Source organism: Niveispirillum sp. KHB5.9, from assembly GCF_048066115.1.
Classification (GTDB): domain Bacteria; phylum Pseudomonadota; class Alphaproteobacteria; order Azospirillales; family Azospirillaceae; genus Niveispirillum.
In genome coordinates, this window is the sequence record NZ_JBLTYX010000001.1 from 972,440 (window position 1) to 989,618 (window position 17,179).

Here is a 17,179-nt window from a genome sequence, read left to right on the forward strand (position 1 = left end):
CCATGATCGGGAAAAGGACAAGGCCGGCGCTGCTGCGCGCCGGGGTGGCGCTGCTCGCCCTGGTGACGGCGCAGAATGGCCAGGCACAGACGGCACCGGCCGGCGACGGGCTGATGATCGAGGAGATCATCGTATCGGCGCGGCGGCGGCTGGAACCGTTGCAGACCACGCCGGTGGCCGTGACGGCGCTGGCGGAGGAAGCTTTGCGCGAACAGGCCGTCAGCAATATCGCCGATGTCGGCCGGCTGGCGCCCAATTTGCAGATCGCCACGGGCCGCAACAGTTCCAGCATCGGCTTCATCTTCATCCGCGGCGTCGGCCAGGCGGATGAAAGCCCCACGGCCGATCCCGGCGTGGCGCAATATGTCGATGACGTCTATCTGGGCCGCCTGCAGGGCGGGCTGGTCAATATCAGCGACGTCGCCTCGGTGGAGGTGCTGCGCGGGCCGCAGGGCACGCTCTATGGCAAGAATACCATCGGCGGAGCGCTGAAGATCAATTCCAAGCTGCCCGGCCCCGACACCGAATATGCGGCCAGCCTGGCTTACGGCAATTACGACAGCCTGTCCGCCAAGGCCTCGGTCAGCCTGCCGCTGGTCGATGACGCGCTGTTCTGGCGCCTGTCGGTGGACCGCAGCCGCAATGACGGCTTCATGCGCAACCACCTGACCGGCACGCGCGGCAATGACCAGGACGTGCTGTCGGGCCGCACCGTGCTGCGTTACAACCCGTCGGAAGACATCGACATCCTGCTGTCGGTGGACGGGTCGCGCGACCGGTCGGCGCCCTATTACGGCTTCGTCATCGAAACGGCGCAGACGGAGATCACCCCCTTCATCAAGGCGCTGATCGGCGATATCGGTACCCATGCCAAGAGCGTGCATGGTGATATTTGGAATGGCGGCTTCGATGCCGGACAGGAGGCGGTGCTGGCCCCCTTCTCCCCCAACGAGGATGTATGGGGCGCCTTCCTGCGCGCCTCTTATGGCGGGGATGAGCTGAACGTCAAATCCATCACCGCCTATCGCGAGATCAAGCGCGACCGCATGTCGGATGCCGACGCCTCCCCGCTTTCCATCGGCAATTTCGCCGACCGCATGGACCAATGGCAGGCCAGCCAGGAATTCCAGGTATCGGGAGAGGCGCTGGACGGGCGGCTGAACTGGCTGGGCGGCCTGTTCTATTATCAGGAGGATGTGGGCCTGCTGACCATGGCCAACCTGGTGCCCGCCTTCGTGCCGCTGGGGCTGGACCAGACCCGCGACCAGCAGCTGGACGTCACCACCAAGAGCTATGCCGCCTTCCTGAATGCCAGCTACGACCTGACCGACAAGCTGTCGGGATCGGTGGGCCTGCGCTACACGTCGGAACGCAAGTCGATCTTCGTCTGGAACCGGTCCATCGCCAGCGGTGCCACGATTTTCGGCCCCACCGACAATGCCCGCACCTTCGAGGATCTGTCACCGCGCATCGGGCTGGATTACGAATGGTCGCCGGAAATCTTCACCTATGCCAGCCTGTCCAAGGGGTTCAAGAGCGGCGGATTCAATTACGACCCCGACACGGTCGGCACGCTCCAGCCCTATAATGCCGAAAAGGTCTGGGCCTATGAGGCCGGCGTGAAGACGCAATGGTTCGACCGTCGCCTGACGGTCAACCTCGCGGCCTTCTATACCGATTACAAGGACATCCAGCTGCAGGTCTTCGCCATCCAGAACGGCACGATCTTCCAGCCCACGGCCAATGCCGGCAAGGCGCATGTGCAGGGGCTGGAGGTGGAGACGCGCTGGCAGGCGGGCGGCGGCTTCACGCTCTATGGTGCCGGTGCCCTGACCGACGCCGCCTATGACGAATATCAGGACGCGGTGCTGGGCGACGTGTCGGACCGCAAGTTCGTCTATACGCCCAAATATAGCGGCCTGGTCGGCCTGGCCTGGGAAGGGGCATTGTCGGAAAATGCTGCGGCCCACCTGGATATCAATTACAGCGCCAAGTCCCGCACCTGGCACGACCCGCAGAATACCCGCTCCATCGCCCAGGGCGGCTATGGCCTACTGAACGCGCGGGCGGCCCTGCGCTTCCAGGATGACCGGCTGGAGGTGGCGGCCTATGGCAAGAACCTGACCGACAAGGCCTATGTCCAGAACGGCGCCTCGTTGCTGGACAGTCTGGGCTATGCCATCGCCTTCGCCGGCGCGCCGCGCACCTATGGGCTGGAGGTCAACTGGCGGTATTGAGCACCGCCAGCCCGGCCAGCTGCATCTCCAGCCCCAGACGGAACCTGGCATCCTGGTCGCCGTCGAAGATATCGGGGATGCAGGTGGCGACATGGGGGTAGCGGTCGCCGATGAAGCGGGTGAATTCCGCACGGCGGGCGGCCAGGGCCACCCCTTCGCTGCCCCCCGGCTCCGCCGCCCCCTGTTCCTCTATCGTGAAGCCCAGCACGAAATAGGTGACGGTCAATGCCCCCCAGGCGGCGTTCCGCCGGGGCATGCCGGCATTCATCAACACGCCGATCAGATGGTCGGCGGTGCGGATGACATTGTCGTTGATGGAGAAGGTGCCGGCGAAGACCCGGGCGCCGTCACGCCGGGACCGCAATGCCGCGCGCAGTTCCCAGGCGATGGATGACACCTGCTCCGCCCAGCTTCCCGGCGGCACCGCCCGCGCCACGGGTGCGATCAGCGCGTCGGCCATCGCCTCCAGCAGGGCCTGCTTGTTCTTGAAATGCCAGTAGAGCGAGGGTGCCTGGATCTTCAGCGCATCGGCCAGCACCCGCATGGTCAGACCATCCACCCCCACCTCGTCCAGCAGCGCCAGTGCCGCCGCGACAATCTGTTCCCGGTCAAGCCGCATCGTTTTTCCCCGTTGACATCATCTCTCTCTAACAGTGTAAGGTCATCCCTAACAACGTTAGATTAATGGAGTGAAACATGAATTTCTCGACCCAGGTCATCATCACGGGCGGGGGCCCGACCGGCCTGATGGCCGCCTGCGAACTGGCGCTGGCCGGCATCAAGGTCACGGTGCTGGAGCGCCGCACGCAGCGGGTGGCACAGTCGCGCGCCCTGACGCTGCATCCGCGCACGCTGGAGATATTCTCCATGCGCGGGCTGCTGGACCGGGCGCTGAAGCGCGGCATCCCCCTGCCCACGGGCCATTACGGGGTGCTGGACACGCGGCTGGACTTCACCACCCTGGACACGTCCTGCCCCTACACATTGTTCATCCCGCAGGCGGTGACGGAGGAATTGCTGGAGGAGCGCGCCCTGGAACTGGGCGTGGATCTGCGCCGCGGCCGCCGCGTCACCGGCTTCACCCAGGATGAGGCCGGCGTGCATGTCACGGCGGAGGGGCCGGACGGCGCCTTCACCGGTGACGGTCTGTTCCTGCTGGGTGCCGATGGCGCGCGCAGCACGATCCGTACCCTGTCAGGCGTCCCCTTCCCCGGCACGGACACGACCAGCACCATGTTCCTGGCCGACATGGTCCTGGATGATCCGCCCAAGACCTTTTCCTTCGCCAATGACAAGGGCCGGTTCCTGGTGGTGCCGCTGGGCGACGGCAAGCATCACCGCTTCGCCATCGTCGATGGCGACCGGCTGGGCGCCCCCCTGTCGGAACCGGTGACGGTGGAGGAGGTGCGCCAGGCGGCCCTGAAAATCGCCGGCACCGATTTCGGCATGCGCGACCCGTTCTGGCTGTCGCGTTTCGGGGACGAGACGCGGCTGGCCGCCAGCTACCGGCAGGGCCGGGTGCTACTGGCCGGCGATGCCTGCCATATCCACCTGCCGGCCGGCGGCCAGGGCCTGAATGTCGGCGTGCAGGATGCCTTCAACCTGGGCTGGAAGCTGGCGTCGGTGATCAAGGGCGAAGCGCCGGACAGTTTGCTGGACAGCTATCACGCCGAACGCCATCCGGTGGGCCAGGCGCTGCTGGACAATACGCTGGCGCAGACGGCGGTGATGGTGGCCTTCAAGGGCCGGGACCTGGCGCTGCGCAATGTGCTGAACGACCTGCTGAAGCTGAAGCCGGTCAACCGGCTGCTGGCCGACCAGATCTGCGCCTTCGACATCGCCTATGCGGATGGGACGCCACTTGTCGGCGAGCGGCTGCCGGATGTCGAACTGCGGCTGGCATCGGGTGACAGCGTTCCGCTCTATTCGCTGCTGCATGAGGGCAACTGGCTGGACATCCGCCTGCCCGGCGCACCGGCATCCGACCCCAGGGGCCGCCGCGTCGATGCGCTGGAAATCGTGGGCCGTGAGCGGTTGGCCGGCCTGACCCGCCTTCTGGTACGGCCGGACGGCCATATCGGCGCGACGATTCCAGGCTGACCTTTCAGGCCCGGCACCCTCGCGGTGCCGGGCAAGGTCGGACCTCCGTCAGGGGCCGCGCTTGACCATGTCGAGCGCCACATCGACGATCATGTCCTCCTGCCCGCCCACCATCTTGCGCCGGCCCAGTTCGACCAGGATGGAGCGGGTGTCCAGCCCATGTTCGCCCGCCGCCTTTTCCGCATGGCGCAGGAAGCTGGAATAGACGCCGGCATAGCCCAGCGACAGGGTTTCCCGATCCACGCGCACGGGGCGGTCCTGCAACGGCCGCACCAGATCCTCCGCCGCATCCATCAGGGCATAGAGGTCGCAGCCATGGTTCCAGCCCATGCGGTCGGCGGCGGCGATGAACACCTCCAGCGGCGCGTTGCCGGCCCCGGCCCCCATGCCGGCCAGGCTGGCATCGACGCGCACGGCCCCGTTCTGGACCGCGATGATGGAATTGGCCACGCCCAGCGACAGATTGTGATGGGCATGCACGCCGCGCTGCGTCTCCGGCTTCAGCACCCGGTCATAGGCGGCCAGGCGGGCGGCATACTGGTCCATGTTCATGGCCCCGCCGCTGTCGGTGACATAGACGCAATGGGCGCCATAGGCCTCCATCAGCTTGGCCTGCTTGGCCAGGGCGTCCGGCTCCGACATGTGGCTCATCATCAGGAAGCCGGAGACATCCATGCCCAGGCTGCGCGCCGCCTCGATATGCTGCTTGGAGACATCGGCCTCCGTGCAATGGGTGGCGATGCGCACCGACCGCACGCCGAGACGATAGGCGTGTTTCAGGTCATGCACCGTGCCGATGCCGGGCAACAGCAGGGTGGTCAGCACCGCATGCTCCAGCACATCGGCCACCGCTTCGATCCATTCCCAGTCGGTATGGGCGCCGAAGCCGTAATTGAAGCTGGAACCGTTCAAGCCATCGCCATGCGCCACCTCGATGGCGTCCACCTTCGCCCGGTCCAGGGCCCTGGCGATGGCCTGCACATGGTCCAGCCCGTATTGATGACGGATGGCATGCATGCCGTCGCGCAAGGTCACGTCCTGGATATAGAGCTTGGTCTGCGTCGGATCGAGGCTCATGCCGTCCTTCCTTCCTGCATGCGGGTGGCGATGCGTTCGGCCGTGCGCAGGGCCGCCGATGTCATGATGTCCAGGTTGCCGGCATAGGCGGGCAGGTAATGCGCCGCCCCCTCCACCTCCAGGAACACGCTCACCTTCAGGCCGGTGAATTCCCCGCCCATTTCCGGGATGCGCAGGGGGCGGTTGGACCCGACATGTTCGAACTGCACCGCCTGTTTCAGGCGATATCCCGGAACATATGTGCGCACCTCCTCCACCATCGCCGCCACACTGTCGGCGATGGCCTGGCGGTCGCTATCCTCCGCCAGGCAATAGACCGTGTCGCGCATGATCAGCGGCGGTTCAGCGGGGTTCAGGACGATGATGGCCTTGCCGCGTGTGGCACCGCCGACATCGACGATGGCCTGGCTGGTGGTCTCCGTGAATTCATCGATATTGGCGCGGGTGCCAGGGCCGGCACTCTTGGACGCGATGGAGGCCACGATCTCCCCGTAATGCACCTTGGCCACCCGGTTGACGGCATGGACGATGGGGATCGTCGCCTGCCCGCCGCAGGTCACCATATTGACATTGGGCGCATCCAGATGCGCCAGACCATTGACCGGCGGGATGACATAGGGGCCGATAGCCGCCGGCGTCAGGTCGATCACCCGCTTGCCATATGCCCGCAGCACGGCGTCATGATGCTTGTGCGCACCGGCCGACGTGGCGTCGAAGACGATGGCGATATCCTTGAATTCCGGCATCGAAACCAGCCCGTCGATGCCGCCCGCCGTGACGGGCACGCCCAGGCGCTGCGCCCGCTTCAGCCCGTCGGACTCCGGATCGATGCCGACGAACGCGCCCATCTCCAGCATGTTCGACAGGCGCATCACCTTGATCATCAGGTCGGTGCCGATATTGCCCGACCCGATGATGGCAACCTTGGTCTTGCCCATGGATCAGACCTTTCCGTAAGTGAAGGAACAGGAACCCAGCCCACCGACCTTGGCCACGATCGTCTGGCCGGGCGACAGCGCCACCATCGGACCCAGCGCACCGGTCAGCAGGATATCGCCCGCCTGCAACGGCTCCCCGCGGGCCGCCAGCGTGCGGGCCAGCCAGGCCGCCGCGTTCAGCGGATGGCCCAGGCAGGCGGCCCCCGCGCCTAAGGAGACCACGGCGCCATCCACCTCCAGCACCATGCCGCAGGTATAGAGATCCAGGCCCGCCAGGGGCTTGCCCTCATCGGCGATGACGAAGAAGGCCGAGGAGCCATTGTCGGCCACCGTGTCGGCAAAGGTGATTTTCCAATCGGCGATACGGCTGTCCACGATCTCGATGGCGGCATGGACAGTGGCGACCGCGGCCGCCACCTGCTCCGGTGTCGTTTCCGGGTCGGTCAGGGCAGCACCCAGCACCAGCGCCACTTCCGCTTCTACCTTGGGCTGCAAGGCGCGCGACGGGTCCAGGCGGCCACCGTCGGCAACGCGCATATCATCGAACAAGGCACCGAAATCCGGCTGGCTGACGCCCAGCTGGGTTTGCACGGCCTTGGCCGTCAGCCCCGCCTTGCGGCCCACGATGCGCCTTCCCTGGGCTTGCCAGAAACGGGTATTCAGGGTCTGCACCGCATAGGCGCCGTCGGCATCCAGCGGATCCAGCCCGTCGCGCAGCGGCGGCACGGCCCCCCTTGCATAGGCATCGCGCAGGCGCCGCGCCAGCTCGTCATGGGTGGGAGAGGCCATGGGGGATTTCCTTCTGATCCTGGGGCGCGTGGCGGCCGCCATCCTTGCGTTGAAAAGTCTTAGGATATTCCGGCGCTTGGCGCCAGATGGGCACCACGCTATATTCTCACATCATGAGAAGCGGCACGCCCCCCATCCTGTCCCTGAAACGGACCCTGACCATGCTGGAGGCGGTGATCGCCGATGGCGGGCGGTCCAGCGTTTCCGACATCGCGCGACTGGCAGGGATGCCGGTGGCCACCGCCCACCGCCAGGTGCTGACCCTGGTGGAGGCGGGATATCTGGCCCCTTCAGGCAAGGGCCGGCATGTGGCGGGCAGCCGGCTGCTGGGTCTGGCCCACCGGCTGGACGAGAAGCAGGTGATCGTCAATATCGCCGCCCCGCTGCTGCACCGGCTGGCCGTGCAGGTCCGCTGCACCGTGCAGCTGGGCACGCTGGAGAATGACATGGTCACCTACCGGCTGAAGACCGGGCGCGGGGCCAGCGGCCTGTTCACGCGGGTGGGCATGCAGCTGGAAGCCTATTGTTCGGGCATCGGCAAGGTGCTGCTGGCCCATCTGGGGGAGGAGGAGCGGGAGGCCTATCTGGCCGGCGGCCCCTTCGTGGCCCTGACGGAACGGACCATCACCGATCCGGCCCTGCTGCGCGAGGAGCTGGACCGCGTCCGCACCCGGGGTTACGCCCTGGACGATGGGGAGATCGCAGCGGATTTGCGGTGCATGGCGGTGCCCGTCAGGGGCCGGGATGCCAGCACGCCCGCGGCAATTTCGGTGTCGCAGATGATGTCCGCCCGCAACCGCCTGCCGGATGAGACATTACTGACTTTGCTTCTCGATACGGCGGACCGCATATCGCAAGGTGCCTTCGGTTGATATCGACTCGCCCTGGCGAAGCGGCGGCTCAAATGCCCAGGCTGGCGGCGTCGGGGATACCGAGATTTCCCAGTTCGATATCCGGATCGCCCAGCCTGTCGCGATCCATCCGCGGCTTGACGGCAACCAACCCCCGTCCCTGCATGAAATCCTTCGGCGTATCCAGGCAATCCAGCGCGACCAACCGACCCTGTTTCAGATAGGCGACGGTGAATGGCGACGCGTCGGCCCTGCCACGGATGACGATATCGTCGTATCCGGCGCAGAGCCCGGCCGTCTGCATCTTCACCCCGTACTGGTGCGACCAGAACCAGGGCAGGGCGTGATAGGGCTGCGGCGTGCCCAGAATGGCGGCGGCGGCGGTCTTGGCCTGGTCGATGGCATTCTGCACCGATTCCAGGCGGATTTCGGCACCGGCATGGATGTTGGGATGCAGGGCGCAGTCGCCCACCGCCAGGATATCCGGGTCCGCCGTCCGGCAGAACGCATCCACCCTGACCCCGTTGGGGCAGGCCAGCCCGGCATCCATCAGCGGTTCGACATTGGGGATGATGCCGATGCCGACGATGACCAGATCGGCCGATAATATCTCACCGGTGGACAGCGCGACACCCGTGACCCGCCCGCCCTCGCCCACCAGTTCCGCCACACCCGTCGCCAACCTCACATCCACCCCGTTGTCGCGGTGCAGGTTGAGGAAGAAATCCGAAAGGATGGGCGATGTGACGCGGGCCAGCAGCCTTTCCTGCATCTCCAGCAGGGTGACGCCATGGCCCAGGCAGCGCAGTACCGCCGCCGCCTCCAGCCCGATATAGCCGCCGCCGATGATGACCACCCGCCGCCCCGGCTGTGCCAGATGCGCCTTCAGCCGGTCGATATCGGCCACCGCCCGGATATGATGAACCCCCTCCAGTTCCGCGCCGGGACAGGACAGGCGCCGGGGCCGGCCGCCGGCCGCCCAGACCAGCCTGCCATAGGCGATGGTTTCCCCGCCGCCCAGCATGACCGTGCGCTCTGTCGTATCCACGGCGATGACCCGGCGGCCCAGCCGCATCTCCACCTGCCGCTCCGCCCAGAATTCCGGCTTGCGCAGCAGCAGGCGCGCCGCGTCCCGTTTGCCGGCCAGATAATCCTTCGACAAGGGCGGGCGTTCATAGGGTGGCAGCGGCTCGTCGCCGATCATCACGATCGGCCCCGCATACCCCCCCTGCCGCAGCGACTGCGCCAGTTGGGCGGCCGCCTGTCCTGCGCCGGCCACCACGACCGGTCCCGTGCCCTGCTCCATCATCCTTGCCCCCATGCGTCGGCGACATTCGCCAGCTGTTTACATTGCTTTGTGACAAAGCTATTATCTTAACCATCTTTCAAGGCCCCTCCCTTCCGGCCCCGGCCGGAACCGCAGCACCGGACGAAAAGAGCCGGCGGGTGGAGGGGCAATGGCGACAGGTGGGGGCAAGAGATGCACGCGATACAGGACATTCCCCTTCAATCCTCCACCCTTCTGGACACGTACGACCTGGACAGCGCCCAGGCCACGGTGGCCCGGGTCCTGAAAAAGCACGACATGCGCTGCCTGGACCGGACGCGCGACCACAAGACCCGCCTGAACTGTCTGAAGCTGGCGGACGTGTCGCTGGTCTATCTGCATTACGGGTCGAACATGGTGGTGGAGCCGGGGCCGATGAATGATTTCCACCTGCTGCACATGAACCTGGAGGGCGAATGCGACATCCAGTACCGCAGCAAGGAAATCGTGACCACCAGCGGCCGCACCTTCCTCTGCTCCCCCTCCCGCCCCACGCGCTTCCGCTGGCGCCCCGACAGCCGGGTGCTGGCCGTGCGCATCGACAAGCAGGCCCTGAACCAGCATTTCCAGACCATGACCGGCCTGCCCGTGCAGCGGGAGATCGAGTTCGAACCGGAGCTGGACCACAGCACAGCGCAGGGCATGCGCTGGCTGTCGCTGCTGAACTTCATCGACCAGGACAGCCGCCAGCCCGACGGGCTGTGGTCCAGCCGGGCCGGTGCCGGACAGCTGGCGGGCCTGCTGATGACCACGCTGCTGATGGGCCAGCCGGGTTCGCACCAGGAACTGGTGAACCGGCCCCTGTCGCCCGCCGCCCCGCGCTATGTGAAGCGGGCGGAGGAATTCATGCTGGCCAATATCCAGCAGCCGCTGACGCTGGCCGATCTGGCCGAGCATGTCGGCGTCAGCCCCCGGTCGCTGACCAACGGCTTCCGGGAATTCCGGGGCGCCAGCCCCATGGCCTATTTCACCAACCTGCGCCTGGAACGGGCGCATGAGGAACTGACGGCGGCGCGGGCGACGACGACGGTGACCGACGTCGCCAACCGCATCGGCTTCCAGCACCTGTCGCATTTCGCCAGCCTCTATCGCCGCCGCTACGGCATCAAGCCGTGTGAGACCCTTCGCCGCCATCGCAACTGACGGATCAGAAATTGGCGCCCACGGCATCCTGCCGGGGCATGCGGTCCACGATCTCCGCCGACAGGCCGAACCCTTCCACCAGCAAGGCCGGCAGGTCGGCGGGTTCCACATCCTCGGCCGTCAGATTGCCGGCGGGATCGACCTTGCACAGCTTGCCGCGCCCATAGGTCCACACCCCGTCATCCCGGTTCTTGCGGATATAGAGCGCGTTGTTAAAGATGCTGAAACGCTTCGTCGCCTCGTTGCGATAGGCGAAGAAGGCGCCGCTCAACCCGCGCAGCCAGATCACCACCGTCAGGGGATTGCGCGAATGGCCGGGCCGCCAGCCCACACTGCCATCGCCGGGCGACCAGATGCCATGGGCGGGGCTGTCCTGGGCGGTGGCGACACCATCGATCAATTCCAGCGCCGCTTCGGCGCCCAAGGACGGGTCGGCGCGGAACAGCCTGCCATCGATATGCACATCCACCGCGCCATGGGCCGGGCTCATCGGGTCCGGCACTTCCGGCATGGTGCCGGCGATGCGTTCCGCCTGGAACCCGATCAGCCGCAGCAGGCCGAACAGCGCCTCCGACGAGGGCCAGCAGCCGCCCGAGGTGCCGTGGCGCAGGAAGCCTTCGAAGAAATCGTTCGGGTCCTGCACGGGAAAGGCACCGGTACGGTCCTCGGCGATATGGATGCGCTTCTGGACATTGTCATAGCCGACGCGGCCCGACCATTCCCGCATCACCCGGTCCAGCGTGGCCCGCGTGGGTTCCGGCCGGGCATCGAAGCCGAACCGTTCCAGCACACGCTCGAATACCGCCTCGCGCAGGTCGGTATGGTCGGGGGGGCCGTCGTAATTCACGGGGATCGTGCCAGGGCGGTAGGGGTTTGCCATCATGTCCTTCCTGTCCTAAGCGCTGCCCATGGGGGGCAGCGACGGGGGCACTCTACGGGGTAGCAAGGGGGGCGCTCTAACCCGTTCCGGCAGTACCGGACGCGATCGGGCAACCATCCGCATCCGTGCCTTTCCACCCCCTTCAAGCGGGACGCGGAGGGTGGCAAGCCAGGGCATCCCCCTTTCTGACCGGAGCCCCGACCCATGCCGCGCGTCACCTTCATCAACAGCGACGGGTTCGCCCGCACCCTGGATATCGGCGAGGGCGAGACCCTGATGGAGGCGGCGCGTGGTGCGGGGATCGAGGAGATCCTGGCCGAATGCGGCGGGGCGTGCGCCTGCGCCACCTGCCATGTCCATGTCGATCCCGCCTGGATGGAAACGGTCGGACCGGCATCGGGTGGGGAGGCCGAGCTGCTGGATTACGTCACCGAACCCGGCCCCACCGCACGCCTGTCCTGCCAGATCACGATGGCGGCGGCCCTGGACGGGCTGGTGGTGCGCCTGCCGCGATCACAGCAATAGGCGGGCGGTGGCGAACAGCAGATCCTCCCGCCAGGGGGCCGCGATCAGCTGCATGCCGGTGGGCAGCCCGCCCACGGTTTCCACCGGCACCGTCAGCACGGGCAATCCGGCGAAGGAAATCGGCTGGGTGAACAGGCCCAGCGCCGCCCGCACCGGCAGCACCGTGTCGCCCAGCTGCATTTCCTGCTGGTCGATGGGTGGCGCCAGACAGGGCACGGCGGGCGCCAGGATGATGTCGACATCGGCGAAGATGGAGGCCAGGCGGCGGGCATAATGGCGGCGCAGCCGCTGTGCCCGGTCCACCCATTCATAGGGCACGGCCAAGCCCGCCGCCAGCCGGGCACGGCAGGCCGGGTCCATGGCGGCGTAATCCGTGGCCAGTTCGGCCCGGTTGGCGCAGGCCCCCTGCGCTGCCGTCAGCACATAGGCGGCGGCCCGCGCTTCGGCCGCCAGCGGCAGGTCGATCAGCCCGACGGCGTTCAGCCGCCGCGCGGTATCGGTCATGGCCATGGTCACCGCCGGTTCCAGGCACTGGTTGAAATAGCCGCCGGCCAGGGCCACACGCGGCCTTCCCGGCCGGACAGGCTGCGGCGGCGGGGCCACGGCACTGGCCGGATCGGCGCCGTCGTACCCGTCCAGGACGGCGAACACCCGCTCCAGCATCTCCAGGTCGCAGGCCAGCAGGCCGGTATGGTCCAGGTCATGCGACAAGGGCCAGCAGCCGGTCCGGCTCAACCGTCCATAAGTGGGCTTCAGGCCCCAGACCCCGCACAGTGCCGCCGGCACCCGCACCGACCCGTTGGTGTCGCTGCCCAGCGCGAAGGGCACCACGCCGGCCGCCACCAGGGCCGCCGACCCGCCCGACGATCCGCCACAAAGGCGCGACGCGTCATGCGGGTTCAGCGCGATGCCGTAGCAGGCGGTGCTGGTGGCGAAACCATAGGCCAGGGCATCCATGTTGCTGGTGCCCAGCAGGACGGCCCCCGCCGCGCGCAGCCGCGCCACCAGGGTCGCATCGCGCACCGCCGGACGCGCGCGGAATCGTGGTGGGGAGGCAGCGACCGTCGGCTCCCCCTCGATATCGAACAGGTCCTTGGCGAAATAGGGCAGGCCGGCCAGCGGTCCCGTCCCACCCGCATCATTGGCGGCGCGGGCCGGCATCAGCCGGCCCACCCACCCCTTGCCCGACAGGATGCTGGCCTTGGCCGCCGACAGGGCGCGGGCCATGACCATCATGGCAGGAAGCGCGTGGCGGGCACGGCCTCCTCCGGCAGGCGGGCGGCCATCAGCAGGCGCGCGAAATCGCCCAGGACCCGCGACGCCATCTCCACGGCCGGGTCCTGGGCGGCGGCCACGCGCGGCACCTCCGCGATGGTCCGCACATCCAGCATGCCCGGCCTCACCGGCTCCGGCTTCATCGCATTCTCCACCATCCATACTTGGTCTCGGTGATCGCAAGCGATCAGCGACCTCAATCGCCGACGCCAACATCCGTTGGCTTGGCTACGCGGCACGTGCCGCGCGGCGGCAGTCGCCGCCGGACCAATTCCCGATGAGGCAAGCTCATCGGGAATTGGTCTCAGTCGTTGAACAGGTAGTCGAGCGAGATGCGCGTGAACGCCTCGGGATACTCCATCATCGCCCAATGGCCGCAATGGGGCATGATGTAGCCCGAACTGTTCTCGATCAGCTCCAGCAGGCGATGGGCACTGGACAGCGGCACGACGGCATCCTGCTTGCCATGCAGGACCAGGGCCGGATGCTTCAGCCGGGCGATGAACGCGTCGGGCCGGTGCAGCCCGCCCTCCTGCTTGATCCAGCCCATGAAGGCCGAATAGCCACGGCGCACATCGGGATCGATTGACAGCTGATGACGATATTGGATCAGGTCTTCCGGCGGGTTGAAATCGGGATTGGCCAGCGACCCGATGATGCGGCGGATGCCATCCACGGTGAAATCATACTCGGTCAGGGCACGCAGGGGCGCCACGATGCCGGTATGCACGCCGGCGCTGCCCATCAGGATCACCTTGTTCACCAGATCGGGCACCAGCTGTGCCGCACCGATGGCCGTCAGCCCGCCCGTGGAATTGCCCACCAGATTGACGGGGCCGCCGCCCAGCGCCTTGATGAATTCCGCCAGCTGCCGGTCGCGCGCATCCTGGGAATAGGTGAAATGGGCCGGATCGGGCACGTCGCTGCGCCCGAACCCCACCAGGTCGATGGCGATGGCGCGGCAGCGTTTGGCGAACAGCGGCAGGCAGACGCGCCAGTTGCCCCAGCCATCGGCCCCGGCCCCGCCACCATGGATCAGGATGGTCGGCACGCCTTCGCCCATCTCGACATAATGGGTCAGGATGCCGCCGGCATCCAGGTAGCGGCTTTGCGGACGCGCGGCTTCGATGCTGTTGCCGTCGGCGATGGTGACGGTGCGGCCGGTACGCGATGCGGGCGCGATGGTCATGCTGTCTTCCTCGGATGGATGGAATGGGGGGATGCGGGCAGCAAAGCCGGGCCCGTCGCCGCCACATGAGCCACCGGCCGGGGGGCCGCGCAATCGGCCGTTGGCGGGCCGGGGCGGTTTCGTACCGGATTGCGCTATCCACTGCCGGGGCGTGTCAGGCCGGGGCGATCGGGCGATTTCCTTCCGGCCGCAAACGCGCAATCTTCCAGGGCGACGGAGGACACCCCAGCCCGCAACGCCGTCGCCGGCCCCTTCCCAGACCTTGGCCATCCAACCCGCCACGATCACGAAGCGGGCAAAGGCCTGGTGCGCCCCGGCGGTCGGGCCTTGGCAATCAACATGACAGAACCGAACGGAACCATGAGGATGATCGACAAACCCACGCGAGATTTCGGCCGCCCCGCAACGGCCCTGCTGGCCTCCACCCTGGCGCTGGCCATGGCCGCCCCGGCCCTGGCCCAGGCGACGGAAGAACCGCTGCTGCTGGAGGAGATTGTCGTCACCGCCCGCAAGCGGGTGGAGAAATTGCAGGACACGCCCATCTCCATCGCCGCCTTCAGCGAGGCGGGGATCGAGGCGCGGCAGATCCAGCAGATCGCCTCCATCGCGCAATTCACCCCCAACCTGACCTTCGAGACGGCGGCCCCGATCTCCGGCAACAGCGCCGTGGCCGTGATGTTCATCCGCGGCATCGGCCAGGTCGAATCCATCCCCACCGTCGATCTGGGCGTCGGCCTCTATGTCGACGGCGTCTATCTGGCCCGCTCGGTCGGCGGTGTCGTCGATCTGCTGGATGTGGAGCGGGTGGAGGTGCTGCGCGGGCCGCAGGGCACGCTGTTCGGCCGCAACACCATCGGCGGCGCCATCAGCATCACCACCGCCAAGCCCGATTACGAAACGGGCGGCAGCGCCAGCCTGCTCTATGGCAGCGACAACCATATCGTGGCCAAGGGCAGCGTCAACGTGCCCCTGTCCGACGATATCGCCGCCAAGCTGTCGGCGGCGCGGGAGGTGCAGAACGGCTATGTGAAGCATGGCAGCGGCACCAGCACGGGCGACAAGGACCGGTCCACTGGCCGCCTGGCGCTGCGCGCCCAGCCGTCCGACAGCCTGACCATCGACGCCGCCTTCGACGTGACGCGGGAGCGTACCAACGGTGCCGCCTATGTCCTGGCCGATACCAACGCCGCCGGCTTCTATCCGCAGGGCCCCGACGGGGTGCCGACGCCGTTCCCGGCTGACCAGAAGGCGGGGCTGTTCCCCTTCTTCCACAATGTCGTGCTGAACGGTGCCACCTGTGCCGGCGGTGCCCCGCCCGCCACCAACCCGCCGGCCCTGGCGCAATGTTTCGGCCAGCACTGGGTATCGCCCGGCCTGGACCAGGACTACGCGACGCGCAAGCCCAATTCCGATCTGGATATCTGGGGCGGGTCGGTCAATGTCAGCTGGGACCTGGGAGCGGTCGAACTGCGCTCCATCACCGCCTACCGCGACGTAGAAAGTGCTTACAATATCGACCAGGACCACACGCCGGTCGATATCGCCTATGTCGACACGCTGAGCAGCCAGTGGCAGTTCAGCGAAGAGCTGCAGGTGCTGGGTAAGGCCTTTGACGACAAGCTGAACTATCTGCTGGGTGCCTTCTATTTCAAGGAGAAGGGCACCAGCCTGGAGCATGTCACCTTCCCCGTCGCCGATTTCCAGAGCGGCGGTTCGGTCGATAATGACAGCATCGCCTTCTTCGCGCAGAGCACGGCGCAGTTGACCGAGAAACTGAGCCTGACGGGTGGCATCCGCTTCACCCGTGACGCCAAGCGCTTCCTGCCCGACCAGTATGCGATCAGCACCCAGATCGGCATCCCCGCCGGCACGCCGCTGCTGCCCAATGTGGAGGTGGAGCGGGTGTTCAAGAAATGGACGCCGATGGTCAACCTCGCCTATCGCTGGGACGAGGAGCTGATGACCTATGCCACCTACTCCGAAGGCTTCAAGTCCGGCGGCTTTACCCAGCGCGTGTTCCCGCCCATCGCCCCGGCACCGGGCCAGGACCCGCACGATGTCATCCCCTTCTTCGCGCCGGAAGTGGCCAAGGTGATGGAGGCGGGCTTCAAATCCGACCTGGCCGGCAAACGCCTGCGCCTGAATGGCGCCCTGTTCCGCACCACCTATCGCGATGTGCAGGTGACGGTGCAGAACGTGTCGGTGGCCCCCATCATCCTGAACGCCGCCAAGGCCCGCATCACGGGTGGCGAACTGGAACTGCTGGCCGTACCGGTGGAAGGGATGCAGCTGGAAGGCTCGCTGGGCTATACCGATGCCAGATACAAGGAAACCGCTCCCGGCGCCCAGGTGACGGTCGACAGCCGCCTGATCAAGACCCCGGAATGGAGCCTGACGGGTGCGGTCTCCTACATCATCCAGACGGGTGGTGACTGGAATGTGACGCCGCGGCTGGACTGGTCCTACCGCACGGGCGTGCACAACAATTCCATCAATTCGCCCCAGGCCTATCAGCCCGGCTATCACCTGGTCGATGCCGGTGTCGCCTTCGACAATGAGGATGCCGGATGGTCGGTGCTGGCACGGGTCCGCAATATCGGGGACGAGCGCTTCATCTCCGGCGCCTTCAGCGACGATATCAGCCTGGGCCTGACCGAACTGGTGCTGGATCGCGGCCGCGAATGGTCGCTGTCCGTGCGCAAGCGTTTCTGAGACCAGATCGTGATCTGGTCCGGCGGCGACCGCCGCCGCGCGCCACGTGGCGCGTAGCCAAGCCCACGGATGTGGGCGCCGGCGATTGAGGCCCGGTGATCGGTACCGATCACCGGGAACTGATATGACGCGGGAG

General features: G+C 66.8%; 15 protein-coding genes. 6 read left to right on the forward strand and 9 right to left on the reverse strand.

Features of this window, described 5'->3' with window-relative positions; all coding sequences use genetic code 11:
- Nucleotides 1–2: 2 nt before the first annotated feature.
- Nucleotides 3–2,237, forward strand: coding sequence for a TonB-dependent receptor (locus ACM9HJ_RS03945; protein WP_416570382.1), 2,235 nt, complete (start codon nt 3–5; stop codon nt 2,235–2,237).
- On the opposite strand, the gene ACM9HJ_RS03950 is transcribed toward ACM9HJ_RS03945, so the two are convergent.
- Complete coding sequence (locus tag ACM9HJ_RS03950; protein ID WP_416570383.1) at nt 2,221–2,856, reverse strand: TetR/AcrR family transcriptional regulator C-terminal domain-containing protein; 636 nt, start codon at nt 2,854–2,856, stop codon at nt 2,221–2,223. The genes ACM9HJ_RS03945 and ACM9HJ_RS03950 overlap by 17 nt on opposite strands.
- A gap of 77 nt (nt 2,857–2,933) precedes the next feature.
- Here ACM9HJ_RS03950 and ACM9HJ_RS03955 point away from each other — a divergent pair, with 77 nt between their 5' ends.
- Nucleotides 2,934–4,337, forward strand: coding sequence for an FAD-dependent monooxygenase (locus ACM9HJ_RS03955; protein ID WP_416570384.1), 1,404 nt, complete (start codon nt 2,934–2,936; stop codon nt 4,335–4,337).
- 48 nt (nt 4,338–4,385) lie between these two features.
- Here ACM9HJ_RS03955 and dmpG read toward each other — a convergent pair whose 3' ends face one another.
- Genes dmpG through ACM9HJ_RS03970 form a run of 3 tightly spaced genes read right to left on the reverse strand, consistent with a single transcriptional unit; the run spans nt 4,386 to nt 7,141 of the window.
- A complete protein-coding gene (gene dmpG, locus ACM9HJ_RS03960; protein WP_416570385.1) occupies nt 4,386–5,414 on the reverse strand; it encodes a 4-hydroxy-2-oxovalerate aldolase in 1,029 nt (342 codons plus the stop codon).
- On the reverse strand, nt 5,411–6,352 hold the full coding sequence (locus ACM9HJ_RS03965; protein ID WP_416570386.1) for an acetaldehyde dehydrogenase (acetylating): 942 nt from the start codon (nt 6,350–6,352) through the stop codon (nt 5,411–5,413). Before ACM9HJ_RS03965 ends, dmpG begins: the two co-directional genes overlap by 4 nt.
- A gap of 3 nt (nt 6,353–6,355) precedes the next feature.
- Nucleotides 6,356–7,141, reverse strand: coding sequence for a 2-keto-4-pentenoate hydratase (locus ACM9HJ_RS03970; protein WP_416570387.1), 786 nt, complete (start codon nt 7,139–7,141; stop codon nt 6,356–6,358).
- A gap of 113 nt (nt 7,142–7,254) precedes the next feature.
- On the opposite strand from ACM9HJ_RS03970, the gene ACM9HJ_RS03975 reads away from it, so the two are divergent.
- On the forward strand, nt 7,255–8,013 hold the full coding sequence (locus ACM9HJ_RS03975; protein WP_416570388.1) for an IclR family transcriptional regulator: 759 nt from the start codon (nt 7,255–7,257) through the stop codon (nt 8,011–8,013).
- A gap of 28 nt (nt 8,014–8,041) precedes the next feature.
- On the opposite strand, the gene ACM9HJ_RS03980 is transcribed toward ACM9HJ_RS03975, so the two are convergent.
- Entirely contained in the window at nt 8,042–9,301 is a 1,260-nt protein-coding gene (locus ACM9HJ_RS03980; protein ID WP_416570389.1) for an NAD(P)/FAD-dependent oxidoreductase, read from the reverse strand.
- A 171-nt stretch (nt 9,302–9,472) separates the two neighbouring features.
- Between ACM9HJ_RS03980 and ACM9HJ_RS03985 the strand changes: the two genes are divergently transcribed.
- Entirely contained in the window at nt 9,473–10,462 is a 990-nt protein-coding gene (locus ACM9HJ_RS03985; RefSeq protein WP_416570390.1) for a helix-turn-helix domain-containing protein, read from the forward strand.
- A 4-nt stretch (nt 10,463–10,466) separates the two neighbouring features.
- Here ACM9HJ_RS03985 and ACM9HJ_RS03990 read toward each other — a convergent pair whose 3' ends face one another.
- Nucleotides 10,467–11,345, reverse strand: coding sequence for a hypothetical protein (locus ACM9HJ_RS03990; RefSeq protein WP_416570391.1), 879 nt, complete (start codon nt 11,343–11,345; stop codon nt 10,467–10,469).
- 201 nt (nt 11,346–11,546) lie between these two features.
- Between ACM9HJ_RS03990 and ACM9HJ_RS03995 the strand changes: the two genes are divergently transcribed.
- The gene (locus tag ACM9HJ_RS03995; RefSeq protein WP_416570392.1) at nt 11,547–11,867 is read left to right on the forward strand and encodes a 2Fe-2S iron-sulfur cluster-binding protein; all 321 of its coding nucleotides are present in this window, start codon (nt 11,547–11,549) and stop codon (nt 11,865–11,867) included.
- On the opposite strand, the gene ACM9HJ_RS04000 is transcribed toward ACM9HJ_RS03995, so the two are convergent.
- The 3 genes from ACM9HJ_RS04000 to ACM9HJ_RS04010 all read right to left on the reverse strand — a co-directional run bounded on the left by ACM9HJ_RS04000 (nt 11,856) and on the right by ACM9HJ_RS04010 (nt 14,331).
- Complete coding sequence (locus ACM9HJ_RS04000) at nt 11,856–13,103, reverse strand: AtzE family amidohydrolase (RefSeq protein ID WP_416570393.1); 1,248 nt, start codon at nt 13,101–13,103, stop codon at nt 11,856–11,858. The genes ACM9HJ_RS03995 and ACM9HJ_RS04000 overlap by 12 nt on opposite strands.
- Nucleotides 13,100–13,285, reverse strand: a complete 186-nt coding sequence (locus ACM9HJ_RS04005; RefSeq protein ID WP_416570394.1) for a hypothetical protein — start codon at nt 13,283–13,285, stop codon at nt 13,100–13,102. Before ACM9HJ_RS04005 ends, ACM9HJ_RS04000 begins: the two co-directional genes overlap by 4 nt.
- 161 nt (nt 13,286–13,446) lie before the next feature.
- Entirely contained in the window at nt 13,447–14,331 is an 885-nt protein-coding gene (locus tag ACM9HJ_RS04010; protein ID WP_416570395.1) for an alpha/beta fold hydrolase, read from the reverse strand.
- A gap of 366 nt (nt 14,332–14,697) precedes the next feature.
- Between ACM9HJ_RS04010 and ACM9HJ_RS04015 the strand changes: the two genes are divergently transcribed.
- Entirely contained in the window at nt 14,698–17,043 is a 2,346-nt protein-coding gene (locus ACM9HJ_RS04015; RefSeq protein ID WP_416570396.1) for a TonB-dependent receptor, read from the forward strand.
- The last annotated feature ends 136 nt before the right edge of the window (nt 17,044–17,179 follow it).

Coding starts and splice junctions, on each gene's coding strand:
- ACM9HJ_RS04000 (WP_416570393.1), bottom strand. CDS start 13,103: ATGATGGTCATGGCCCGCGCCCTGTCGGCGGCCAAGGCCAGCATCCTG.
- ACM9HJ_RS04010 (WP_416570395.1), bottom strand. CDS start 14,331: ATGACCATCGCGCCCGCATCGCGTACCGGCCGCACCGTCACCATCGCC.
- ACM9HJ_RS03970 (WP_416570387.1), bottom strand. CDS start 7,141: ATGGCCTCTCCCACCCATGACGAGCTGGCGCGGCGCCTGCGCGATGCC.
- ACM9HJ_RS03945 (WP_416570382.1), top strand. CDS start 3: ATGATCGGGAAAAGGACAAGGCCGGCGCTGCTGCGCGCCGGGGTGGCG.
- dmpG (WP_416570385.1), bottom strand. CDS start 5,414: ATGAGCCTCGATCCGACGCAGACCAAGCTCTATATCCAGGACGTGACC.
- ACM9HJ_RS03990 (WP_416570391.1), bottom strand. CDS start 11,345: ATGATGGCAAACCCCTACCGCCCTGGCACGATCCCCGTGAATTACGAC.
- ACM9HJ_RS04005 (WP_416570394.1), bottom strand. CDS start 13,285: ATGAAGCCGGAGCCGGTGAGGCCGGGCATGCTGGATGTGCGGACCATC.
- ACM9HJ_RS03950 (WP_416570383.1), bottom strand. CDS start 2,856: ATGCGGCTTGACCGGGAACAGATTGTCGCGGCGGCACTGGCGCTGCTG.
- ACM9HJ_RS03985 (WP_416570390.1), top strand. CDS start 9,473: ATGCACGCGATACAGGACATTCCCCTTCAATCCTCCACCCTTCTGGAC.
- ACM9HJ_RS03965 (WP_416570386.1), bottom strand. CDS start 6,352: ATGGGCAAGACCAAGGTTGCCATCATCGGGTCGGGCAATATCGGCACC.
- ACM9HJ_RS04015 (WP_416570396.1), top strand. CDS start 14,698: ATGATCGACAAACCCACGCGAGATTTCGGCCGCCCCGCAACGGCCCTG.
- ACM9HJ_RS03995 (WP_416570392.1), top strand. CDS start 11,547: ATGCCGCGCGTCACCTTCATCAACAGCGACGGGTTCGCCCGCACCCTG.
- ACM9HJ_RS03955 (WP_416570384.1), top strand. CDS start 2,934: ATGAATTTCTCGACCCAGGTCATCATCACGGGCGGGGGCCCGACCGGC.
- ACM9HJ_RS03980 (WP_416570389.1), bottom strand. CDS start 9,301: ATGATGGAGCAGGGCACGGGACCGGTCGTGGTGGCCGGCGCAGGACAG.
- ACM9HJ_RS03975 (WP_416570388.1), top strand. CDS start 7,255: ATGAGAAGCGGCACGCCCCCCATCCTGTCCCTGAAACGGACCCTGACC.